17 protein-coding genes are annotated in these 22,202 nt (G+C 71.0%); 7 read left to right on the top strand and 10 right to left on the bottom strand.

Going from position 1 to position 22,202, the window contains the following annotated elements:
• Nucleotides 1–97: 97 nt before the first annotated feature.
• On the bottom strand, nt 98–2,191 hold the full coding sequence (locus tag OIE13_RS04625; protein WP_326642569.1) for a SpoIIE family protein phosphatase: 2,094 nt from the start codon (nt 2,189–2,191) through the stop codon (nt 98–100).
• A 546-nt stretch (nt 2,192–2,737) separates the two neighbouring features.
• Here OIE13_RS04625 and OIE13_RS04620 point away from each other — a divergent pair.
• From OIE13_RS04620 to OIE13_RS04600, 5 genes are all read left to right on the top strand, one after another.
• Nucleotides 2,738–2,980 carry a hypothetical protein gene (locus tag OIE13_RS04620; protein WP_442811634.1) on the top strand — a complete coding sequence of 81 codons (243 nt, stop codon included), beginning with the start codon at nt 2,738–2,740 and terminating at the stop codon, nt 2,978–2,980.
• Between the two features lie 208 nt (nt 2,981–3,188).
• Complete coding sequence (locus OIE13_RS04615; protein ID WP_326646860.1) at nt 3,189–4,700, top strand: hypothetical protein; 1,512 nt, start codon at nt 3,189–3,191, stop codon at nt 4,698–4,700.
• Nucleotides 4,701–4,707: 7 nt separating this feature from the next.
• Nucleotides 4,708–5,463 carry a LamB/YcsF family protein gene (locus tag OIE13_RS04610; protein WP_326642571.1) on the top strand — a complete coding sequence of 252 codons (756 nt, stop codon included), beginning with the start codon at nt 4,708–4,710 and terminating at the stop codon, nt 5,461–5,463.
• Nucleotides 5,464–5,473: 10 nt separating this feature from the next.
• The gene (locus tag OIE13_RS04605; protein ID WP_326642573.1) at nt 5,474–6,097 is read left to right on the top strand and encodes a 5-oxoprolinase subunit B family protein; all 624 of its coding nucleotides are present in this window, start codon (nt 5,474–5,476) and stop codon (nt 6,095–6,097) included.
• Nucleotides 6,094–6,984 carry a biotin-dependent carboxyltransferase family protein gene (locus tag OIE13_RS04600; RefSeq protein WP_326642575.1) on the top strand — a complete coding sequence of 297 codons (891 nt, stop codon included), beginning with the start codon at nt 6,094–6,096 and terminating at the stop codon, nt 6,982–6,984. Before OIE13_RS04605 ends, OIE13_RS04600 begins: the two co-directional genes overlap by 4 nt.
• Nucleotides 6,985–7,162: 178 nt before the next feature.
• Here OIE13_RS04600 and OIE13_RS04595 read toward each other — a convergent pair whose 3' ends face one another.
• From OIE13_RS04595 to OIE13_RS04570, 6 genes are all read right to left on the bottom strand, one after another.
• Nucleotides 7,163–8,869 (bottom strand): ABC transporter family substrate-binding protein, encoded by a 1,707-nt coding sequence (locus OIE13_RS04595; protein ID WP_326829584.1) that lies wholly within the window; start codon nt 8,867–8,869, stop codon nt 7,163–7,165.
• Nucleotides 8,870–8,925: 56 nt separating this feature from the next.
• Nucleotides 8,926–11,091, bottom strand: coding sequence for an ABC transporter ATP-binding protein (locus OIE13_RS04590; RefSeq protein ID WP_326830263.1), 2,166 nt, complete (start codon nt 11,089–11,091; stop codon nt 8,926–8,928).
• 85 nt (nt 11,092–11,176) lie between these two features.
• Nucleotides 11,177–12,085 carry an ABC transporter permease gene (locus OIE13_RS04585; RefSeq protein WP_326642579.1) on the bottom strand — a complete coding sequence of 303 codons (909 nt, stop codon included), beginning with the start codon at nt 12,083–12,085 and terminating at the stop codon, nt 11,177–11,179.
• Nucleotides 12,086–12,092: 7 nt separating this feature from the next.
• Nucleotides 12,093–13,076: an ABC transporter permease gene (locus OIE13_RS04580; RefSeq protein WP_326642580.1), complete on the bottom strand. Its 984-nt coding sequence runs from the start codon at nt 13,074–13,076 to the stop codon at nt 12,093–12,095.
• Between the two features lie 123 nt (nt 13,077–13,199).
• On the bottom strand, nt 13,200–15,563 hold the full coding sequence (locus OIE13_RS04575; RefSeq protein ID WP_326829583.1) for an AAA family ATPase: 2,364 nt from the start codon (nt 15,561–15,563) through the stop codon (nt 13,200–13,202).
• A 200-nt stretch (nt 15,564–15,763) separates the two neighbouring features.
• A complete protein-coding gene (locus OIE13_RS04570; protein WP_326829582.1) occupies nt 15,764–16,096 on the bottom strand; it encodes a hypothetical protein in 333 nt (110 codons plus the stop codon).
• 262 nt (nt 16,097–16,358) lie between these two features.
• Between OIE13_RS04570 and OIE13_RS04565 the strand changes: the two genes are divergently transcribed.
• Complete coding sequence (locus OIE13_RS04565) at nt 16,359–17,918, top strand: MFS transporter (protein ID WP_326642586.1); 1,560 nt, start codon at nt 16,359–16,361, stop codon at nt 17,916–17,918.
• A gap of 79 nt (nt 17,919–17,997) precedes the next feature.
• The gene (locus OIE13_RS04560) at nt 17,998–18,783 is read left to right on the top strand and encodes a DoxX family protein (RefSeq protein WP_326829581.1); all 786 of its coding nucleotides are present in this window, start codon (nt 17,998–18,000) and stop codon (nt 18,781–18,783) included.
• Nucleotides 18,784–19,003: 220 nt separating this feature from the next.
• On the opposite strand, the gene sthA is transcribed toward OIE13_RS04560, so the two are convergent.
• The 3 genes from sthA to OIE13_RS04545 form a co-directional block, all read right to left on the bottom strand.
• On the bottom strand, nt 19,004–20,407 hold the full coding sequence (sthA, locus tag OIE13_RS04555; protein ID WP_326642591.1) for a Si-specific NAD(P)(+) transhydrogenase: 1,404 nt from the start codon (nt 20,405–20,407) through the stop codon (nt 19,004–19,006).
• A 213-nt stretch (nt 20,408–20,620) separates the two neighbouring features.
• Nucleotides 20,621–20,866, bottom strand: a complete 246-nt coding sequence (locus OIE13_RS04550; RefSeq protein ID WP_326642593.1) for a hypothetical protein — start codon at nt 20,864–20,866, stop codon at nt 20,621–20,623.
• 57 nt (nt 20,867–20,923) lie between these two features.
• Nucleotides 20,924–22,198 carry a serine/threonine-protein kinase gene (locus OIE13_RS04545; protein WP_326642596.1) on the bottom strand — a complete coding sequence of 425 codons (1,275 nt, stop codon included), beginning with the start codon at nt 22,196–22,198 and terminating at the stop codon, nt 20,924–20,926.
• Between the last annotated feature and the right edge of the window lie 4 nt (nt 22,199–22,202).

Below are 22,202 nucleotides of genomic sequence, written 5' to 3'. Positions count from 1 at the left end.
CTCCTGGCGGTTGCCCTCCACCCTAGGCCGACCAAGAGAGTAGTGCGTACGGAAGCGAGGCACCGATACCCGAAAGCAACCGTTATGACTGTTTCATTCAGTCACTCTTCGTGGCGGGGGGAACGTGAATCGCGAGCACCGTGACATCGTCATCCTGCTCATACCCGGACAACATGCGGTCGACAAGGAAATCTAGCAACATGTGAGGGCTTCCGACCACTTCAGCCGGGGCTTCGGTCACAACAGAGCAAAGATCAGCAAGCCCGGCATCGAGACCACGCTTCCGGTTCTCCACCAGACCATCCGAATACAGGACGGCGGTGTGGCCCGGTGGGACACAGAACCTGAACTGCCTGCGACTCGTGGGCCAGCCCAGTGGGGTGCCCGGCTCGCCGTCGCACAGGATCGGCACGCCCTCCGGGGAGACCAGCAGGGGCGGCGGGTGACCGGCGAGCGCCAGCGTGCCCTCTCCGGTGCCGGGCTCGACGACCATGTAGGCGAGGGTCGTGACCTGCTCCTCCTCCTCGGTTGCCTCGAAGACCCGGTCGAGGCCGGTGAGAACCGCCGCGGGCGGCGGGTTGGTCAACGCCAGGGCCCGCATGGCGTTGCGGATGCGGCCCATCCCCGCCGCGGCCTTGACCCCCTTGCCCATGACGTCGCCGACCACCGCCGCGACCCGGCCGTCCTGGAGCACGAACGCGTCGTACCAGTCGCCGCCGACCTGCACGTGGCGGCTTCCCGAGCGGAACCGCTGGGCGAGGACCAGACCTCTGACCACCGGCAGGCGGTCGGGCAGCAGGCTGCGCTGGAGCGTCTCGGCGGTGCGGTGCTCGCGCTCGAACAGGGTGGCCCGCTCCACGGCGAGGGCGCACTGCCCCGCGAGTGCCTCCAGGAACACCCCGTCTTCCTGGGAGATCTTCTGCGGGCGGGTGAAGGAGAACCTCAGCGCCCCGAGCGCGCGGCCCGCGGCCAGCAACGGCAGGCCCACCCAGGCTCGCTCGTCACTGTGGGTGATGAAACCTGTGATGCTCTCGTCATCGCCGCCCGCGTCGACCAGTTGGGACCGCAGGCTGTCCGGCGACTCGGCGAAGACCGGGCGCCGGCTGTTGACCGCCATGGTCATCACGCTGGAGTGCGACAGCGGGATCTCCTCACCGGGCGCGCCCGGAATGTCGGGGATGCCGCCGCTGTTGACCAGCTTCAGCGCGGCCCGGTCGACGTCGAGCAGCGCCACGGCCGACCGGTCGGCGGCCAGCGCCGTACGACCCACGTCGATGATGACCTGGACCACCTGCTCGACGGTGAGCGCCTCGGCGAGCAGCGCCGTGGCGCCCTGCAACCGCGCGGTCCGCAGGGCAGCGGCGCCGAGCTGGTCGGTCAGGCGGCCCCGCATCTCCTCGGCCTCGCGCTGCGGGGTGACATCGGTGTTGGCTCCCACCCACTCGACGACCCGGTTGTGCCGGATGATCGGGACGGCGCGCACCTCGAAGTGCCGGTAGCCGCTGGCCCGGGTGCGGACCCGGTAGCTCCACTCGAACATGATCCGGCCGCGCAGCGCCTCGCGCCACGCCTCCTCGGTGTGCGGGCGGTCGTCCGGGTGGACGGCCTCCAGCCAGCCGTGGGTCAGGTACTCCTCCAGCCCCTGACCGGTGATGGCCCGCCACTGCGGCGCGTCCTCCTCCACGACGCCGTTGGGCGCGGTGATCCAGACAAGCTGGGACTGGGCCTCGACCAGCGAGCGATATCGCTCCTCGCTGCGCCTGAGATCCTCCTCGACCTGCCTGCTGTCGGTGATGTCGACGCCGACCAGGCAGATCGCGCGCAACGTGCCCTTGTCGTCGTGGACCGGGGAGAACGTCAGCGACCAGTGGTGGGTCTCGCCGCCGGCGGTGCGCACCCGGATCCGTTGATCGCCCTCGACCGCGGATCCCGCGACCATGCTCCGCACCGAGCCCTCGATCAGGGCGGTCAGGTCGGCGGAGAGCAGCTCTCCGGGTGCCCGGCCGACCAGGCGCTCGGCGGGCAGGCCGACCACGTTGGCGAAGACCTCGTCGACACGCTCGAAGCGACCACCGGGGTCGAAGAACGCGAAGGCGAACGGCGACTGGGACAGCAAGCCCTGCAACAGGCCGGAGTCTGAGATGTCCACACCCGACTCCCGGGGACGGGGCACGGAGGTTTCGGCGCTCATGGTCGGCACCTCCGTCGCGTGCCAGGGTCTCCCACGAGGCACATCTCCAAACTTGCGAATTGGCGTAGCGCGGCTCCGGGGGACCGGATCCTGGAGTACATCATCGGCGATGGGCAGGTGCGGACGGAAGCCCTGCCCAAGATGCGGTCAGCACACCCCGGGAACGCCGCCGCTCCGATGACCGGAACCCCCGGGCCGACACGCCGGGGCTCCCGTACGGGCGGCGACCAGTCGGCGTTGCGCCTTCGAACGTTTGCGGCCAGGACCCTAGCAGGATCGCGCCGGACCGTCCCGGCAACTGCCCACCTCATCTCCGTCGGGCTTGCAGGCGAGATCAGGCTACTGACTCGCCGTCAATTCGGCCCCCTCTTCGGGGACACTCGCTTACTCCACCGTTGCAGGATTCAGTCAAGATACGGGGTCAGCTTCCCATATCACGGCGCTGAGGGTTGACACTCCCGAGATAAGTTGTGGAATGAGAACGCACGTCCCCGCCGAACACATCCGGGGGATGCTCCCGGGAAACTCCGGAGGAATGCGACATCCATGCCCGTTCTCGCCACCCGCTTCACCGGGCCTTCGACGACCCACCACGAGCCGATGACATCTCACCTGGCCGCCGAGTTCCTGACCGTCCCTGTCGACACCGTCGGCAAGTGCGTGGCCGAGGTCTGCGCCTGCGCAGAGCACCTCGGCATCGAGACGACGCCCGAGATCGTCGAGCGTGTAGCCCGCGAGCATCTGCTCGCCCTTGTCAACTCCGCGCCGCCGCCCCGCGGTCCCCGGTAACATCGGGGAACCCGGCCGTCTTCTACGCACCGTTTGGACCGGGAATGCGAGAAGGTTGGGACGTGAGCGAGCGAAGCGGGCGGGCCAATCCGCACGGCGACGACCGCGATGAGCTCACGCGGCCGACGGGGGAGGCTGAGACTGCTTGAGTCGGCGACACCGTCGAGACCCCAGGGAGAGCCAGTCCCCTGAGGCGGTCTTCTCCGAGATGTTGCTCGCCGCTCGCGAGCTGCTGGCCGTCCGCAGCCCACTGGACGCCGAACTCATGGTCTCCGACATGGTCGGAGCCTGGTGGGGGCGCCGGCTGAAACGCGGGGACGCCGAACAGGTCCTCGGCGAGGGTCTGGTCGACTACGCGGCCAAGGCCGGCTCTCCCGCCGCGCTCACCCTGCTGATCGCGCTGGCCTACCTCGGCACGGCCCGCCAGGCAGCCAAGGCGGAGGGCGCCGCGCTGGCGCTCATGGAGCGCGGCGTGGCCAGGCCCCGCTGGGCCGACCGGCTGGGCGCGGTCAAGACGACCGGCTGTTTCGTCTCCCGCGACGCCTACGGCGACCAGGACACGGTGGTGTGCACCTTCGGCTACCGGGGTGCCGACAGCGGCGAGGACCGGCATGCGCTGGTCATGATCGTCGACTACAACATGCGCGGCATCGCCCGCGACGCCTGGGTCTCATCGCACGTCGACAAGCTGCTGGAGCAGGCCAGGGCCGAGGCTGAGGACAACCCTATGCTCAGGTTCGGCCAGATCGAGCCGCAGCAGGCCCGGGCGCTGCTCGAATCGGCGATGAAGGCCACCGTGGAGTACGGCCACCGCAAGACGACCGCTCCGGTCAGCGACAGCTACAGCGCCTACCACGCCTTCGCCAGGTCCCGGATCAAGGCGCTGCCGCCCGGCCGGAAGCGGCCGGCCCCGCTGCACAGCGAGGCCCCCTACAGCCGCGACCGCCGGGCGATGCTGGCCGCCGAGTTCCTCTCCTCGGACGCGGCCGAGCACCTGTCCGACCCCTCGGCGGCCTCCCGATGCGCCGATCACATCATCGACTACGGCTGCGACCAGGATTTCGGCCGCCCACTGCGGGTCAGCCCGACCAAGTGCGAGACGTTCCTTCTCGACTGGCTGCCGCGCAAGGTGATGCTCAGCACCGCCGAGCAGGAGGCGGTGCCGCACGTGCTGGGCGCCTGGGCGCGTTTCGCCGCCGGCCGGACCGGGCTGCCGGACGAAGGGCTGCGGGCCACGCTCGACGCGGTCTGGGAGGCGACGGGCAAGTTCGCCGAGTCCTACCGCGATCCGACGACCTTCGGGCTCGACCGCGGCCTGCTCGACCGGCTGCTTCCGGACGGCGACCTGTCGGCACTGGCCAGGCGGGTGTTCGCGTTCCCTTTTCTGCAGGGCACACACGGCGAGATCCAGCTCGGCCTGCTCAACCCCGCGGACGACACCGACCGGCGGATCCTGCTGGGCATCGACCACGTGGGCGAGATCACCCGGCCCGGCCACGACGAGCACCTCGCCTGGCACGAGGAGATCGCCGCCCGGCTGTGGGAGGGCGACCCGCCGCAACTCTGGGAGGCCGCACAGCGGTTGCTGGACCTGGGCCACGACCGGCACGACGTGCTGCACGTGCTGATCGAGATCGCCGAGCGCATCGGCGACGACCCCGAGGAGCTGGCCATCGCTCTCGACGACATCGCGGACATTCCCGACGAGCCTCCGGTGTAGGTGAGCCATGATGATCGATCTCAACGCCGATCTGGGTGAGGGCTTCGGGATCTGGCGGCTGGGCGACGACGCGGCCCTGCTCGACCTGGTGACCAGTGCCAACATCGCCTGCGGATTCCACGCCGGTGATCCGCTGACCATCCGCCGCACGTGCGCGGCGGCGGTCGACCGGGGGGTGGCGATCGGCGCCCAGGTGTCCTACCGGGACCTGGCCGGGTTCGGCCGCCGCGAGATGGACGTCGACCCGGAGGAGCTCTGCGCCGAGGTGCTCTACCAGCTGGGGGCGGTGGACGGCATCGCCAGGGCGATGGGCGGCCAGGTCTCCTATGTCAAGCCGCACGGCGCGCTGTACAACCGGATCTGCCGCGACCCCGAGCAGGCCGAGGCCGTCGTGGCGGCGGTCGCCGACTATGACCGGAGCCTGCCGCTGCTGACCCTGCCCGACTCGGCCGTCCACGAGATCGCCGCCAGGGAGGGGGTCAGCACGGTCGTCGAGGCCTTCGCCGACCGTGCCTACACCGGTGCCGGAACACTGGTCTCCCGCCGCTCCCCCGGCGCCGTGCTGCACGACCCCGGTACGGTCGCCGCCCGTGCGGTGCGGATGGTGACCGAGGGGGTGGTCGAGGCGGTGGACGGCTCGCTGGTCCCCGTCGAGGCGCGCTCGATCTGCGTCCACGGCGACACCCCCGGCGCCGTGCTGATGGCCCGGGCCGTCCGCGACGGCCTGGTGGACGCCGGGGTGACGCTGAGGTCCTTCAGTTGAGGGGCCGACGGTGATCCGACCGGCCGGGGAGCGGTCTCTGCTGGTGGAGACCGGCTCCCTGGAGGTCTCCCACCGGCTGGACGCCCTGCTGCGGGCCGATCGGCCGACCGGGGTGGTGGAGATCGTGCCCGGCCCGACCACGGTCCTCGTCACCGCCCCGGGGGCCGACCTGACGCGTCTGCGGGACCGGCTCCTTCGCCTGCTGGAGACGGAGGCCACCGTCGGCGCGAGCACCGCCACGCCCGCACCGGCCGTCACCCTCCCCGTCGTGTACGACGGGGCGGACCTCGACGAGGTGGCCGCGCTGAGCGGCCTCTCCCCCCGGGAGGTGGTCGAACGGCACACCGGGCGGGAACTGGTGGTGGGCTGGCTGGGCTTCGCCCCCGGGTTCGCCTACCTCACGGGGCTGGATCCGGCGCTGCGCGTCCCACGGCTGGACACCCCGCGAACCTCGGTGCCCGCCGGAGCCGTGGCGGTCGCCGGCCCCTACTCGGCGGTCTACCCCTCGGCCTCCCCCGGCGGGTGGCGGCTGCTCGGCCGCTCCACGACGGCGGTATGGGACGTGACCGCCGACCCGCCCGCCCTGCTCACGCCGGGGACCCGGGTGCGCTTCCTGTCGGTCGGCGGGCCATGATCGAGGTGATCGCACCGGGTCCGTACGCCACGGTGCAGGATCTCGGCCGGCCCGGGTACGCCCATCTCGGGGTGCCCCGCTCGGGTGCCGCGGACGAGCCGAGCCTGAGGCTGGCCAACCGCCTGGTCGGCAACCCGGAGGCCGCCGCGGGAATCGAGCTGACCCTCGGCGGCGCCCGGCTGCGCTTCACCGCCGGTGCCTGGGTCGCCGTCACCGGGGCCGCCTGCCCGCTGGATCTCCTACGACCGCGCGGGACGGCCCCGGACGACGCGACTCCCGGTGTGATGGCCCCGCAGGGGGTGTGCGCGCCTTTCTGGGTGCCCGCGGGCGGCGAACTGCGCGCGGGGACGCCCGAAACCGGTCTGCGCACCTACGTCGCCGTCCGGGGAGGTCTCGACGCCCCCGTCACGATGGGGAGCCGGTCGACCGACTCACGGTCCGGGCTCGGCCCTCCCCCGCTCCGTGCCGGAACGGTTCTGCCCGTGGGACCGACGGACGGCCTGCCGCCGATCACCGTGGACGCGGCGCCCTCGCCGGAACTCGGAGCGGGCGTCCTGCGTCTCCTGCCGGGTCCCCGGGACGACTGGTTCGTCCCCGGAGCCCTGACCACCCTGTGTGCGGAGCCGTACGAGGTCGGCCAGGACAGCAACCGGGTGGGCGTGCGAATGCGCGGTGCCCGCCTGGAACGGGCCCGGGACGGGGAGCTGCCCAGCGAGGGCATGGTGGCCGGGGCCGTCCAGGTGCCGCCCAGCGGCCAGCCGATCGTGTTCCTCGCCGACCACCCGCCGACCGGCGGCTACCCGGTCATCGCCGTCCTGACCTCGGCGAGCCTTGCCGAGGCCGCCCAGCTCCGCCCCGGCGACCGGATACGCTTCCGCCGCGGCTGAACCGCTCTCCACCGGATCCGGGGGGAGGGCCTTCGGGCACGGGGTTCGGCTTTCGGCCACGGAAGTCCTGGTTGTGACGGCTTTCGAAGCCGGAGCCATCAGCGCAGCAGCCCGGACACCCGCTCGGTCTCGGCTGCGAGGGCCTCGGCGGGCACCTCCGCCGGCAGACACGACCGCGTCACCGGGTGAAGCCGATGTCCTGGTATCTCAGGTCGTAGAAGCCGCGGGCGCCGAAGTTGGCGACGGTGCTCTTGACCGCGACGTTCTGTGGCCGCTGGTAGAGCGTCACCACGTTGACCGCCTGCCAGATGAGCTTGTCGGCGGCGTTGGTGTCGGCGATGGCACGGCCGGCGTCGAGGGCGGCGGTCGCCTTGTTCATGGCGGCGTCGATCTGCGGGGAGCCGATGCGGCCGAGGTTGGCGTTCCACTGCCCGGTGTCGTCCGGGCGCCTGGTGGCGTCGGCGTACTGGCCGTAGGCGCTGGAGACGGGAAACGGCGTGCCCATGTACGCGAAAGCAGTGATGTCGTAATTGCCGGGAATTATGTATTTGGTGAAGTAGTCGTCGGTGGGTACCGACTGGAGAGTGACCCCGACACCGATCTGGGCGAGCATGTCCTGGACGAGTTCGGCCTCGGACTTGGTGAGCTGCAGGCTGGACGGCAGGACGAAGCGCAGGTTCAGCTCCCTGCCGTCCTTCCTGCGGATCCGCCCCTCCCGCTTCCAGCCCGCGTCGTCCAGCTCCCGCCCGGCCGCACCGGGGTCGTACCTGCCGATCTCACCTGCGTTGTCCCGGTAGCCCTCCTGGGTGTTCATGAAGAAGTGGTTGTTCAGCAGGACGATCGGCCAGTCGAGGCCCTGAAGGTCGGACTGGACGATGGCCTGGCGGTTGATACCCGTCGCCACGGCCCTGCGGACCCTCGGGTCGGACAGGACGGCGCTCTCGCCGTTCATCGTGATGTGCCGGAAGTCGGGTCCGGCCGCCTGCCGTACGATCGCGCCCGGGGTGGCCTTGGCGCGCGCGTAGTCGGGCGCGGACGGACCGATGTCGAAGGTGTCGAGCTCACCGTTGCTGAAGGCTCCGACCAGTGCGTCGCTCTCCAGGGAGCGGTAGATGATCTGGTCCAGCTTGGCCCGCTCTCCCCACCAGTGGTCGTCCCTGGCGATGGTGACGGTCTTGGCGGTCGGATCGAACGAGACGAACCTGAACGGGCCGGCGGTCACCGGGACGCGGTTCAGCCAGGCGTTGTTGAACGCCTCCGGGGTGGCGTTGGTGCTTCGGGGGTACAGCGGCGCGAACAGCGACTGCCAGTCACCGAAGGGTTTGGCGAAGGTCACCACGACCTGGTGGGCGTCCTTACCCCTGGTCACCTTCTCGATGTCCTGGTAGCCGGTGGTGCCGGCCACCCGGTAGTCGCCGTTGCGACCGTTCATCGCCTGCCACTGGGCACGGTAGTCCTCCCAGGTGATCTGGGTGCCGTCGGACCATTTGGCACGCGGGTCGAGGGTCAGTGTGACGACCTGCTTGGGGCCGTCCGAGGTGACCCTGCCCGCCGACAGGTAGTCGGTGTTCGGGGAGATCTGCCCCTTGGCGTCGGAGCGGAACGGCGAGGGCATGAGGGCGTCCATGACCTTCTTGACCGTCGCCAGGTTGCCGTCGACATGGTTGAGGTTCCAGTTGGACGGATACTCGTTGAGCCCCCAGCGGAGCACCCCTCCGTCCACGACCCGGTCACGGGCGACAGGGTTGACGTCGTAGGCCTTGATCGCCGAGGTGGACCCGCTCCCCGTCCCGCCCCTGCCATCGCAGCCGGTCAGAACCGGCGAGACCGCCAGGACCACGGCCAGCGCGGTGGCGAGCGCGCCCACGCGCCGGATCGATGTCACTGTTTTCCTCCCCGGAGGATACGACTGGGCGAACGGAAGGGCACTCGACTGGATCATCAGGCGTCGAGCCTCTCGGCGAAGTGACATGAGACTCCGTGGTCGTCTCCTAGCCGGCGCACCTGGGGTTCCTCGTCCACACAACGCCTTCTGACGGTCTCGTCGAGGGACCTGAACAGGGGGCAGCGGGTGCGGAAGCGACAGCCGGAGGGGGGATCGGCGGGGCTTGGCAGGTCCCCCTCCAGCAGGACGCGCCTCCTGGAACGTTCCATGATCGGATCCGGCAGCGGGATCGCCGACAGCAGTGCCCGCGTGTAGGGGTGCATCGGAGCGTCGTACACCCGGCCGACCTGCCCGATCTCGGCGATCCTGCCGAGATACATGACCGCGACCCGGTCCGCGACGTGCCGGACCACGGCCAGATCGTGCGCCACGAGCAGGTACGACAGGCCCAGGCGGGTCCTCAGCTCCTCCAGCAGATTGAGCACCCCGGCCTGGATGGACACGTCGAGCGCCGAGACCGGCTCGTCCAGCACGACCAGCCGGGGCTCCAGGGCAAGAGCGCGGGCGATGCCGATGCGCTGGCGCTGGCCCCCGGAGAAGTCCTGCGGATAACGGGCGGCGTGACCGGCCTCCAGGCCGACCAGGCCAAGCAGCTCGCGGACCCTCGGCCCAGGGTCACGGCTGCCGTGCGCGCGCAGTGGCTCGGCGAGAATGTCGTAGACGGTCATCCTCGGGTCGAGCGAGGCCAGCGGATCCTGAAAGACGACCTGCATGTCGCGCCGGACGGCCATCCGGTCACGGGCGCTCATCCGCGAGGTGTCGCGGCCCAGCACCGTGATCGCACCGCCCTGTGGTGCGGCCAGTTCGAGGATCTCCATCAGGGTGGTCGTCTTGCCGCAGCCCGACTCCCCGACCAGGCCGAGCGTCTCGCCTTCGCGGACGTCGAAGCTGACACCGTCCACCGCGCGGACCGTGCCGACCCGCCGCCGCAGGAGCCTCCCCTTCACCAGGGGATAGTGCTTGACCAGGCCGTCGACCGCCAGGACCACCTCACGCTCGCCACGCGGCCGTGGCCGCTCCCCGACGGGGGAAGCGGGGAGGGAACCGACGGGGAAACCCGGGACGGAACCGACGGGGGAACCCGGGACGGAACCGGAGACCGGGCGGACCGCCGCCTCCCCGGCGATGGCACGCACACCGTAGACCTGGGCGGGTGACCAGCCCTTCGCCTCGATCTCACCGGAGCGTATGCACGCCGCGAGGTGGCCGGGCGACCCCACCTGCACCGGCTCGGGTTCGGCCTCGGCGCACGCCGGGACGGCGATCGGGCAACGCGGCTCGAACGGGCAGCCCGGCGGCAGCGCCGCAGGTGACGGCGGGTTTCCCGCAATGGGCACCAGCGGCCGCTCCCGGCCGCGGTCGAGGCGCGGGATCGAACCGAGCAGGCCCATGGTGTACGGCATGCGGGTGCGGTAGTAGACCTCGTCCACCGAGCCGACCTCGACGGGGCGCCCGGCGTACATGACGAGGACCCGGTCGACGAACCCGGCCACCACCCCCAGGTCGTGGGTGATGATGACGATCGCCGCGCCCGTCTCCCGCTGCGCCGTCTTCAGCACCTCCAGCACCTGAGCCTGGACGGTCACGTCGAGCGCGGTGGTCGGTTCGTCACAGAGGATCACGTCGGGGTCGTTGGCCATCGCCATCGCGATCATCACGCGCTGGCGCATGCCGCCGGAGAACTCGTGCGGGAACGCCCTGGCGCGCTGCGCGGCGTCGGGGATGCCGACCAGGTCGAGCAGTTCGACCGCGCGCCTGGCGGCCTGCTCGGCGCCGATCCGCTGGTGGACGCGGACCGCCTCGGCGATCTGGTCACCGACCCGGTAGACGGGGGTGAGCGCGGAGAGCGGGTCCTGGAAGACCATCGAGATGCTCTTACCGCGGAACGTGGTGAGCGTCCTCTCCGGGGCCCCCAGGATCTCCTGCCCTCGCAGCCGCACCGACCCGGTGACGTGGGCGTGCGGCGGGAGCAGCCCCATCACGGCCAGCGAGGTGACCGACTTGCCGGAGCCGGACTCACCGACGATCCCGAGCACCTCGCCCGGACGGACCGCGTAGCCCATCCCCCGGACCGCGCGAACCGCTCCAGGGCCCGGGCCGAAGGTGACGTCGAGGTCGCGCACCTCGAGCACCGGGGCGGTGAGCACGGGACCGGCCCCCATCGACAGGGGGTCGGCCCCGGCGCCGCGCCCGCCGGTCCGGCCGATCCGGGATCTCGCGCCCGCGGTTCGCTCGCTGGTCATCCGCTCACCCACTCCTGCGGGCCGTGGGGTCGAAGGCGTCGCGCAGGGAGTCGCCGACCAGGTTCACCGCGAGCACGGTGACGATCAACAGGCCCGCGCAGAACCAGAACGTCCAGGGGGCGTAGAGCGCCGTCTGGGCGCCGTCGGCGATGAGGCTGCCCAGCGAGACGTCCGGCGGCTGGATGCCGAAGCCGAAGTAGGAGAGGGACGTCTCGGTGAGGATCGCGGCGCTGACGTTCAGCGTGGCGTCGACGACCAGCAGCGAGGACATGTTGGGAATGATGTGCCGGAAGATGATCCTTGTCGGCGGCACGCCCATGAACCTGGCCGCGTGGATGAACTCCCGTTCCCTGAGCGAGATGGTCATGCTCCGGACGATCTTCGAGGTCACCATCCAGAGGAAGAGCGCCAGCACCAGCACGAACATCGGCCACTGTCCCCCGGCGAAGAGCGGGGACATGATCGCCAGGATCAGGAAGGCGGGAAGCACGAGCAGCAGGTCGGTCACCCAGGTCAGTGAACGATCGGTCCAGCTCCCGAAGTATCCGGCGAAGGCCCCCACCACGGCCGCGAGCGCGGTGCCGACCACCGCGGCGAGCAGGCCGACGACCAGGGACCTGCGCATGCCACGCAGCGTGACCGCGTACACGTCGGCACCGGTCTGCAGGGTCCCCCACCAGTGCTCGGCCGACGGCGGCGCGAGAAAGGCCGTGAAGTCCTTGGCGGTGTAGGTCCAGCGGGTGAGGTAGGGGCCGGCGAAGGCCAGCAGGAAGATCAGCACGAGGAGCACGAAGCCGATCCGGCCCCGGCCCGAGCGCAGGAGGCGGCCCATGACCACCCGCAGCCGCGAGGGCGCCTTGATCCTGTCGACGGACGCCCGCTGTTCGGTGAGCTCCTCCTCCGCGATGCTCATCTCCGGCTCACCCCACCCGGACGCGCGGGTCGAGGACGGCGTGCAGCACGTCGGAGGCCAGCGCGGCCAGCAGCACCGCCAGCGCGGCGAAGCAGCTGATCGCGGCGACGGTGTTGATGTCGTTGGTGGAGATCGAGTCGACCAGCTGCTCTCCCATGCCGTGCCAGCCGAAGATCTTCTCGGTGAAGGTGGTGCCGACCAGCAGCGCCCCGAAGGTGAAGGCGAAGTAGGTGACCGCCGGAATCAGCGCGGTGCGCAGTGCGTGCCGGGTCAGCGCGGCGCGGCGGCTCAGCCCCTTGGCCATGGCCGTGCGGATGAAGTCGGCGCCGAGCACATCGAGCATCATGTTGCGCTGGTAGCGGCTGTAGACGGCGGCCAGGCCGAGCGAGAGCGACAGCGTGGGCAGCAGCAGATGCTGGATCCGATCGACCGCGGCGGCGGCGACCCCGCCCTGGAGCCCGGGGGTCGCCTCTCCGCTGACGAGGAGGATCTGGGTGCCGACGGCCTCGTTGAACCGGACCGCGGCGATGATCAGGATGTTGGCCAGCACCACCGTGGGGACCGCGAGGACGACGAAGGAAAGACCCGTCGAGAGCCGGTCGAAGGCGCCGTACTGCTTGACCGCGGCGTAGGCACCGACGAGCACGCCGGTGACGCTGCCGACGAGAAGCCCGACCGTGATCAGGCGCAGGGTGACGCCTATCCGGCGCCCGAGGTCGTCGCCGACCGAGCCTCCGGCCACCGTCCTGCCGAAGTCGCCTCGGGTGAGGGCACCCACCCAGGTCAGGTAGCGCTCGAACAGCGGGGTGCGGTCGTTGAGGTTGAGCTCGGTGAGGCGCGCGTCGACGACCGCGGGGGGAATCGGAGGGTTGCGGCCCTCATAGTTGGATCGCGGGTCGAGCGTGGAGGCCGCCAGCATGTAGGCGAGGCTGGTGGCCACGACGATCAACACCAGGTAGTTGAGCAGCCTGCGGGCAAGGAATCCCGTCATCTTTCCTCCTCCGGAGCCCCGCCGCTGTCGGTGACCATCTTGCTACACTCGGCGACCGATGGGCTGCATAGCGTACCGAATCGGAGGGATCTCGGTGAACGATGCCGCCGGTCGGGCCCGGAATCACTTTCCGGAGAGTTCGTCCACGGCGGCGCGCAGGTCGATGCTGGTGATGGTGGTCAGATCGGCCGCGGTGGCGGTGGCACCGCCCAGGGCGGCCAGGCGGACGTCCCTGCGCATCGCCGCGCGCTCGAAGAGCGAGCGCGCGAACCTGCCGTTGCCCAGGCCGTCGATCAGACCCTCGTCGCAGACCCAGGTGAAGACCTCGGCCAGGTCACGCCGGGCGTCGTCGTCGAACCTGTCGCCCGAGGAGTCGGCGAGCAGCACCGCGATCTCGGTGAGCTCCTCGGAGGAGTACGAGGGAAACCGCACCCGCTGGCTGAACCTGCTGCCCAGGCCGGGGTTGGACGACAGGAAGGCGTCCATCTCCCGCTCGTATCCGGCCAGGACGATCACCAGCCGGTCGCGGTCGTCCTCGGCCCGCTTGAGCAGCGTCTGCACGGCCTCGGTGCCGAAGGCGTCACCCCCGCTGTAGCCGGAGTTGACCAGGCCGTAGGCCTCGTCGACGAACAGCACCCCGCCGAGCGCCCGGTCGACCAGCTCGTTCGTCTTGATCGCGGTGGCGCCGAGGTGCTGGCCGACCAGGTCGGCCCGCTGGGCCTCCACCACGTCCGGTTGGGCGAGCAGGCCGAGCGCGGCGAAGACACGGCCCAGGATGCGTGCCACCGTGGTCTTTCCGGTACCCGGCGGCCCGGCGAAGACGAAGTGCCGCATCTGCGTCGGGGTCGGCAGTCCCCGCTCCTGGCGCATCTTGGCCACTCTGAGTTGCGCGGCGATCGCGTGCACCTGCCGTTTGACCGGCTCGAGACCCGCCATACGGTCGAGGTCTGCCAGCGCCTCCTCAAGAGTGGGCGTGGCCTGGTAGCCCCGGTAGCGGGCGGTGAGCTCGTCAAAGGCCTTGACGACGTCGCCCGGGACCGTGGTGACCAGGTCCTCGGTGGTGGGCGCGCCGCCCGCCCCCACCACGCGCACGTCCCTCGCCTGCGCGGCGGCCTCCACGAGGCTGCGGACGAACCGGGCGTTGCCCAGGTCGTCGACTATCGCGCGCCGGTGGATGTCCTCGAATCGGGCGAGCAGCGCGGGCACGGCCTCCGGCGACATCCGGTCGCCCCGGCGCCGCTGCAGCAGCTCGGTGATCTGGAGCAGCTCGTCGGGGGCGTAGCTGGGGAAGCGGACCCGGCTTGCGAACCGGCTGGACAGGCCGGGGTTGGACGACAGGAAGGTGGCCATCTCCTTCTCGTATCCGGCCAGGATGACGACCAGCCGGTCGCGGTCGTCCTCGGCCCGCTTGAGCAGCGTCTGCACGGCCTCCGCGCCGAACCTGTCCGGCTGGCCGTCACCGGAGTTGATCAGGCTGTACGCCTCGTCGACGAACAGCACGCCGCCGAGCGCCCGGTCGACCAGCTCGTTCGTCTTGATCGCGGTGGCGCCGAGAAACTCCCCCACCAGGTCGGCCCGCTGGGCCTCGACCACGTAGGGGGTCTCCAGCAGGCCGAAGGCATAGAAGATCTTCGCGACGGTCCTGGCCACACTGGTCTTGCCGGTGCCCGGGGGGCCGACGAACACGAAGTGCCGCATCGGCGGCTCGGTGGAGTATCCGGCCTCCCTGCGCAGCCTGGCCGCCTCGATCGAGGCGGCGATCGAGCGCACCTGCTCCTTCACCGGGGCCAGGCCGATCATGGCGTCCAGCTCTCCGAGCGCCTCCTCCACCGAGATGGGCGGCGGCGCGTCCCGCTCGCCGGTCGCGGCGGCGGGAGCGGGCGCCCCGCCCCCGCGGCCCCTGAGCCCGGCCTGGCCACGCTCCTCCGCCGCCAGCGCCACTCGCACCCGGCGGGCCTGGAGGAACCGCTGGACGAGCACCCCGGCCGCCACGGCGTACGCGGCCCAGATGGCGACGGCGGGCACGAACCCGGTGATGACCACGCCGAGCAGGACGGCCACCAGTCCGGCGGGCACCAGCGCCATGGCCGTGCTCACCCACGGGGGAACCCAGCGGATGAGGTGGGCCACGCCGGCCACCACAGGGGCGAGGATCATCAGCGCCGTCGGGATCGGCGAGTTCCAGCCGGACGCGCCCTGGAAGATCATCAGAACCGCCAGCCAGGCGAGCACCACGAGCAGGGTGGCGGCGGCGCGGGGAAAGCTCAGGGTCAGCGCCGCGAAGCCGAGCAGCGTCAGCGTGACGAAGAACGTGTTGAGCGCCGGCCAGCCGAGCCCGAACGCCAGCACGACCGCTCCGACCAGCACCGCGACGTAGATCAGTCTGCGCAGAGGCGGCGAGAGCCGGAAGTAGCCCAGCCGCACCCGCTCGAACAGATCCCGTGCGGCCGCGCGCCCCGCCGGCCGGGCCCTGCTGGATTCCCGCATCACGCCTCCCCGGTCCGCCCCCGGTTATATCGCACCGGGGGGACGTTTGCGCGTGCCTGAGCGTCGCGCCACGCCGTCGCGCGGGCACGATCAGATATGTGGACGAGAATGGATGAATCCACGTTCGAGGTAGCTAGCTCCGACCGGTGCCGCACCGGTGGCCACACCCTTCCCTGTGCCGCCTGCGCCCGTGACTCGCGTCAGCGGCCCGGCACCCTGCGCAGTGCCGCCCCCAGGCGCATCCGCGCGGCCCAGGAGCCCGGCGCGAGGCGTACGGCCTCCTCGGCGGCGGCCACCGCCTCCGCGTCGCGGCCGAGCCGCTCGAACGCGAGGCTGGCGAGGCGGTATCCCCAGTCGGCCCCCGACTCGGATCGGGGGTCGAGGTCCAGCGCCCTGCGGGCGGCCTCCAGCGCGGCCTCGGGATGGTCACTGTTCAGCCATGCGGCGGCCACGGCACACCACTGCCGGGGGGCTGCGGGGTCTCGGGGCGGCGGCACCGGGGCGGGATCGTGCCCGCCGGACCCGGTCACCACGGCGGCTCACGGGCCTCACGCTGACTCCCCACGACCGCCATGGTCCGTGGGAGATCACCATTTGCCTAGATAGCGGTATATGCCTGTATCTCTCTAGAGAGGTCACTCACAGTGTCGCCGAAAACACGGCTTGCCGACCGACCGCAAGCCGCAAGGTACACATATCCATGTAAATCCATCATCGAATGCCACCCCGCGCACCGCCGCACTTCGCCTAGGCTGCGACGTATGTTCGTCCAGGCTGACAATTCCTGAGCGGCCCATGACCACCATCATGGCCAAAGCCAGGGGTGGGGACGGCGGCCCACGGGCACCCGGGGCCAGCCGGTGGTCGATCCTCGTCCTGCTCTGCTTCAGCCTGTTGCTGATCGCGGTGGACGCCACGGTGCTGCACATCGCGGTACCCACGCTGACGGCGGCCCTGGAGCCGACCTCCGTGCAGCTGCTGTGGATCATCGACGTCTACTCGCTGGTGGTCGCGCCGCTGCTGCTCACCTTCGGCACGCTCGGTGACCGCTACGGGCGCAAACGGCTGGTGCTGGCCGGGTACCTGGTCTTCGGCGTCGCCTCGGCGGCTGCCGCTTTCGCCCCGACCCCGCTCACGCTGATCGCGGCGCGCGCGCTGCTCGGCGTCGGCGGAGCCATGATCATGCCGGCCACCCTCTCCATCATCCGGCAGGTCTTCACGGACCGGCGCGAGCGAGCGGTCGCGCTGGGTGTGTGGAGCGCGGTGGCGGCGGCCGGGGCCGCGGTCGGCCCGCTCGTCGGCGGGCTGCTCATCGAGCACTTCTGGTGGGGCGCCGTCTTCCTGATCAACGTCCCCATCCTGATGTTCCTGCTGCCCGCAGCCATCAGACTCCTTCCCGAGTCCCGAAGGCGCACCGACCGGCCGTGGGACGCGCTCAGCGCGCTGCTGTCGGTGCTGGGCATCCTCGGGGTGGCCTTCGGCCTGAAGGAGACGGGAGCCGGGCATCTCGGCGGGGTGGCGGTCCTGGTGTTCGGGATCTGGATGCTGGTGTGGTTCGTACGCAGGCAGCGGCGGCTGACCTTCCCCCTGATCGACCTGGGCCTGTTCAGACGGCGGGCGTTCTGCGCCGGGGTGGGCTGTGTGCTGCTGACGGTCTTCGCCCTGGTCGGGCTGGAGCTCATGCTCGCCCAGTACCTCCAGCTGGTCCTCGGCGACAGCCCGCTCGGGGCGGCCGTACGGATGCTCCCACTCATGATCGCCTCGGTCGCGGGCGGTCTGGCCGGGGCTCGGCTACTGCACTGGTTCGGCCTGCGCATCACGATGAGCGGCGGGCTGGCGCTGACCGCCCTGTCCCTCGCCCCCACCCTGGCCTGGGGCACCGAGGGACATCCGATGGCCCTGACGTTCTGCTTCATCGGCATCGGCTTCGGCATCCAGGTCACCCTGCTGGCCGCCTCCGACACGATCATGTCGGCCACTCCGGAGTCACGCGCGGGCGGCGCCGCCGCGATCGAGGAGACCGCCTACGAGCTGGGCGCCGGGCTCGGGGTCGCGGTGCTCGGCACGATCACCACGGTGGTGTACGCCCCCTCGCTGGCCCCGGTCCCCGGCGTCGCCCCCGAGACGATGCACCAGGCCCGCCAGTCACTCGCCTCCGCCGCGCACATGGCGCGGGAGATCGGCGGCGGCGTCGGGGAGACGCTGCTCGCCTCGGCCCGCGTCGCGTTCGTCTCGGGCCTGCACTCGACGATCCTGGTGAGCGTGCTCCTGCTCGGATCCACCGCGCTGGCCGTGATGCTCCTGGTGCCCCGCCGTTCCGACAGTTCCGACAGAGAGGAGAGTGACTCCCAGTGAAGGGTTTGGAAGTCCCTCGCTCGGTCATCTATCGGTCAAGCCTGGGCAGGAACGGTGAATCTAACCAGAATGAGGAACCGTGCGACGAACCCTCCATGATCTCGCCTCCCTGGCCGCCAGGCTGGGGGTGGGCGGGATCTTCTTCGCCAACGGCTGGCACAAGCTCGAAGCGGGCCTGACCGCCACCGCCGGGCAGTTCACGACCTTGGGTGCACCCGCGCCAGGCGTGTGGGCCGCCACCACCATGCTGACGGAGCTCATCGGCGGCGCGCTGCTGGTGGCCGGTCTCGCCGTATCCGCGTGCGGACTGCTGCTGTTCGCCGAGGCCCTAGCCGTGTTCGTGCTGGCCAGCGGTGAGACGGGCCTGCCGCTAACCGGGGGCGACGTCAAGCTGATCGTGGCGCTCGGGGCCGCCTCCATACTGCTCGCGGTCGGCGGCGCGGGCCGCCTGTCGGTCGACCACATGGTGGTGATCAAGCGCCGTGAGGCCGAGGCCGCCGAGGACTTCGCCGCCGAGACCGAGGCCGACGACGTCATCGCCGCGCTGCGCGAGCCGGAGACCCCCTCGGCGCCCGCCCTGCCCGCCGCCGGGAAGAAGCCCGCCGATACCGACAAGCCCGCTCCGACCGCCGCCGAGAGCACCGTCGACACCGCGGAGTTCCCCGCCGCACCCCGTCCGCGCACGCGCACCCGCAAGCCCTCCTCCGGTACCGCGCCCTCCGCACCTTCCGTGCCGCCCGCGCCCTCCGCGCCGCCCGCACCCTCCGCACCCTCCGCGCCGCCCGCACCCTCCGCGCCGCCCGCACCCGGCAAGGCCGGTGACACCCTCGTGGCCGGCCGGAAGGACGCCCCGTCCGAAAGCTGAGCCCCCTGGACGGTACGGCCCACGATGAGCGGTGCGGCCCTTTGATCACTTCGGCGCCGCCGTCTCCTCTCCTGCGACGCTCACGGCTCCCGCAGGCGGCGCGAAACGCAGGTCACGGGGCGACTCACGGGGCGACGCCCTCGACGCCGTCCTGCGTAGGCCGCCCTGACGGCTGGGAAGGGCTGCCCGCCCCTCACCTTCGCGACGGGTGCGGCGTGCTTCAAAGCTCGAAGCGGGCCACCCGGCGGAGTTTGTTCATGGCGTCCAGGGCGGCGACCTTGTAGGACTCGGCCAGGGTGGGGTAGTTGAAGACGGCGTCGACCAGGTAGTCGATGGTGCCGCCGCAGCCCATGACCGCCTGGCCGATGTGGAGCAGTTCGGTGGCGCCGGTGCCGAAGACGTGCACGCCGAGCAGGGCGCGGGTCTCCGGGGAGACCAGGAGTTTGAGCATGCCGTAGGTGTCGCCGATGATCTGGCCTCTGGCCAGCTCGCGGTAGCGGGAGATGCCGACCTCGAAGGGGACGTGGGAGGCGGTCAGCCCGTCCTCGGTGTGGCCGATGAAGCTGATCTCGGGGATGGTGTAGATGCCGATCGGCTGCAGGTGGTGGATGCCGCGCAGCGGTTCCCCGCAGGCGTGGTGGGCGGCGATCCGGCCCTGCTCCATGGAGGTGGCCGCCAGGGAGGGGAAGCCGATGACGTCGCCGACGGCGTAGATGTGCGGCACTGTGGTGCGGTAGTGCTCGTCGACCTGGATACGGCCTCGGGCGTCGGCGGCCAGCTCCGCGCTCTCCAGGGCGAGCTCGTCGGTCATGCCATGGCGGCCGGCCGAGTACATCACCGTCTCGGCGGGGATCCTCTTGCCGCTCTCCAGCACGGTCAGCGCCCCCCTGGAGCGGCGCTCCACCGCGGCGACGGTCTCACCGAAGCGGAAGGTCACCGCCAGGTCGCGCAGGTGGTACTTGAGCGCCTCGACGATCTCCAGGTCGCAGAAGTCGAGCATCCGGTCGCGACGCTCCACCACTGTCACCTTGGTGCCCAGTGCGGCGAACATCGAGGCGTACTCGATGCCGATCACCCCGGCCCCGACGACCACCATGGAGTCGGGGATGTCCTGCAGCTTCAGGATGCCGTCCGAGTCGATGATGGTGTGGTCGTCGAACTCCACGGTGTCGGGGCGGGCCGGCCGGGTGCCCGTGGCGATAATGACCTTGTCGGCGGTGACCTTGGTCTCGTGGCCGTGCTCGTCGACGACGCCGACCGTGTGCGGGTCGACGAAGTGGCCCATCCCGCTGAGCACCGCCACGTGGTTGCGCGACAGCTGGCTGCGGATCACGTCGATCTCCCTGCCGATCACGTGCTGGGTGCGGATGCCCAGGTCGGCCGCGGTGATCTCGTCCTTCACCCGGTAACTCTGGCCGTACATGCCACGCTGGTTGAGGCCGGTCAGGTGCAGGACGGCCTCACGCAGCGTCTTGGAGGGGATGGTGCCGGTGTTGATGCACACTCCGCCGAGCATGTTGCGCCGCTCGACGAGCGCGACGCGCCGTTCGAGTTTCGCGGCGGCGATCGCGGCCTTCTGCCCACCTGGCCCGGAACCAAGAACAAGGACATCAAAATCCCACATAGGGATCAGTGTGAACGCATGAGGCGATCTCAGCCATAGTCATTGCGGTCCGCACCATGGCGGTCTTGTTAATACCGCCTCACGCCGCCTCCGCCGGCTCCGCGCACCGGCACCCCGCCTCGTAGCGGGGCCCCAGGCGCCTCGCCCTCCGGCTGATCCGCACCGCGTCCGATGTCACACGGCCCCACGCCGCCGCCCCGCGTCGTTACCGCCCTACACCGTCGCCCCCACATGGTCCACTATCGCGGTCGCGCCCTCCTGGCGTGCGCAGTTGGCGCAGCAGAACCAGCGCCTGCCCGCCTCGACGCCGTGTCCGACGATGCGGACCTCGCAGTGCTCGCAGATCGGCGCCAGCCGCTGGATCGCACACTCGAAGCTGTCGAAGATGTGCACCTTGCCCTGGGTATGCACCTCGAAGCTCATCTCATAGTCGTTACCGCATGTTTCACACTTCGCCATGTTTCCCCCCGAAAACTCGCGGCTTTTCCGGTGAAGTCCTACCCAGGTATTCGCCGGTCAGTCAATCCATCCCAGCGCGATCACTCCCGCGACCAGCGCGAACACCGCCGAGGCGGCCAGCAGCAAGGGGAGCAGCCGGGCGAACTTCTCACGCGCCACGAGCCGGGTGCGGTTGGCGTCGATCCACTCCCCCAGACGGGGCCAGGCGTAGGGCAGCGCCTGGTGGACCAGGCACACCCTGTCGCCCCGGTGCTCGACCAGCCCCGCGAAGCCGTGCAGGACGCCCTCGGACCCGGCGGGAGCCCTGGCCTCGCGGGCGACCGCCTGCCCGTCGGCACCGATGGCGACGAGTCTCAGGAACACCGCCGGCACACGCTCCCGGTCCGCCGGGTCCAGCGCGGCGAACGCCGACTCGGCCAGCGCGCCCAGCCCAGGATCGTCGCAGGCCGTGCGGACCCTGGCCGCCACCTCGGCACCCGCCCGCAGCAGCGAGGCCGTCTCGAGCCCCGGCGCGTCCGTCCGGGGAGCGGCCGGCCCGGCGGCGATCAGTGCGAGCAGCAGGTCGCGGGCGGCGGGCCTGGCGCGGAGGTCCTTGGTGAGCGCGGCGGCGGCCAGGGTCCGCAGCGGGCAGGGCAGCGGGCTCAGGTCGGGATCGAGGGCGAGGATCCGATGCATCACCGCGCCCAGGCTGCCCGCCGCGAACGGATCCGTGCCGCTCGCGGCGTACAGCACGATCCCGCCCCAGGCGAACACGTCGGCGGCGGGACCCACCTCGCCGCCGGTGAACACCTCGGGCGCCGTGTACGACGGCGCGCGTGGCCTGAGCCCGGTGGCGGTCAGCGAGGCTCTCAAGCCGGGACTCACCCCGAATCCGACGATCCGGGGTCCGCTCCGGCCGAGGAACACGTTGTCGGGGGTGAGGTCGCGGTGAACGACCCCGACGTCGTGGAGGGCGGTCAGCGCGACGGCGATCGCCGTCGCGAGGGCGTGCAGGTCGTCACCACCGAAGATCCGGCCGGCCCCGCGCAGGCTGGGGCCCTCGACGTACTCGCTGACGATGTACGGCCTGGGCCCGGCCAGATCGGCGTCCAGCACCCCCGCCGTACAGAACGAGGCCACCCGGCGCGCCGCGGCGGCCTCACGACCGAACCGCTCACGCACCTTGGGATCGCTCCCGGCGTCACCGTGCAACACCTTCACCGCGACACGCCTGCCGGCGGCGTCGTACGCCTCGTAGACCACACCCTGACCACCCGCGCCCAACCGCCCGGCCAGCCGGTAGCCGCCCAACCGCTGCGGATCACCCATGATCAGTTCCCGCGCCACTCTCATGCGG

Source organism: Streptosporangium sp. NBC_01810 (assembly GCF_035917355.1).
In the GTDB taxonomy this organism is placed as follows: domain Bacteria; phylum Actinomycetota; class Actinomycetes; order Streptosporangiales; family Streptosporangiaceae; genus Streptosporangium.
This window is presented reverse-complemented; position numbering and strand designations above follow the sequence as displayed.